Annotated in this window: 1 protein-coding gene; it reads right to left on the bottom strand. The window is 43.2% G+C overall.

What is annotated here, in order from left to right:
- Positions 1–46: 46 nt before the first annotated feature.
- On the bottom strand, positions 47–1,255 hold the full coding sequence (locus V1L65_RS28585) for an IS4 family transposase (RefSeq protein WP_331702757.1): 1,209 nt from the start codon (positions 1,253–1,255) through the stop codon (positions 47–49).
- Positions 1,256–1,412 lie beyond the last annotated feature (157 nt).

The raw sequence follows: 1,412 nt of genomic DNA, 5'->3' as shown, positions 1-1,412 counted from the left end.
CATTATACATAGGATCATGTTACCAATAAATGTATATATGCCTTTTTTAGCTAGGTACAATCAGCATGACCGTCTCATACTCCTTGGGATGTTTGCGCGGGCGTCCCCGTTTCTTTTTCTTCTTTCTCCCTGTTGAACGTTTGGTCGGTTCACGGTTCAGCGCTATGAGAAACTGCTCCCATGTTTTGTCCATATAGTTTCGTAGAAGCTTCAGAAATACCCATAAGTGTTCGGTGGTCTCGGACTCTTTCCGCACAAGCATAACTAAGCCGTATGCGATTAGCGTTAAAAAAATCTGGTTCCATACCGCATCCGGATGATAGCTGTACAGATGGACTAGTTGCATATGTTGTTTCATCCATTTAAAGAAAAGTTCAATCATCCAACGGTGCCGATACACTTCGCAGATTTGTGAGGCAGCAAGATCCCATACATTCGTAAGCACACGATACATACGATCTTTCTCATCCACATATTCCACGAGTCGCAGACGAGTTTCCACCACCTGGTTATCATTATCTTTGAAAGTAATGATGACATCAGCATCACGCTGTACGGGTGTCCCTTCTTCAACCTCACGTTCCTCTACGATTACCGTTTTATTTCTCGTCTGGATACGGGCTACAAATTGCAGGTTATGATCAAGCCAGTGCTTATAATTAGTGTACTTAATATATCCTCGGTCCATTACATGAATAGCATCCGGATCGACAACTAGATCCAACGCCACCTCGAGGTCGGAAACACCCCGCGTGGAGCACACAATCTGGTCGGGATAGACAGTGTTGAGATCGGCGACGACTAACTTCGTGTGAATTTTTATGCCGTTGCTCTGCTTCGAACAATAGGCCCATTTGCCTGCGGATTCAGGTAACGTGAGTACAGTCGAATCAAGGATATGTAGCTTCCCAATGCCCGGAACACCTTGCTGAGGATAGCGCTGCTGTAAGCGTTCGTTAATATTTATCCATATCCTCTGCAGTTCCCATAACGGCAAGGCCCTTAGTGTGCGAGTGACTTGTGAGCCGCTAATACTTTCAAGACTGATCGCCTGTTGCAGTTTTTCGTTCGCTTGCAGAGCGAAGCTGATGTCCTGCAGATCCGTTCGACGGCTTAATTGTGCATCAATGAGCAGCTTAACGGCTTTCACAAAGGTTAGTTTTCGACGGTAATTAAAGATAGGAAAACTATCGTCAGAAATATTAAGTTGACTTAGGCATTTACAAATGACGGTTTGATCTGGTATATTACCCATACGGATTCTCCTTTTGTGAGGGAATGGGTAACATGCCTATCCTTCAACAATAGGAGATTTTTTTATGGAAATCCAGGTCGATTTCATCAATATTTTCAAAATATAGTAAATGTTTATAACTTATTTTTTTCATGTTAGGTTTGATGCAAGGCTAGTG

Source organism: Paenibacillus sp. IITD108, assembly GCF_036541265.1.
Lineage (GTDB): Bacteria > Bacillota > Bacilli > Paenibacillales > Paenibacillaceae > Pristimantibacillus.
Note: the sequence above shows the minus strand (reverse complement) of the source record. Positions and strands in the feature narration are given on the sequence as shown.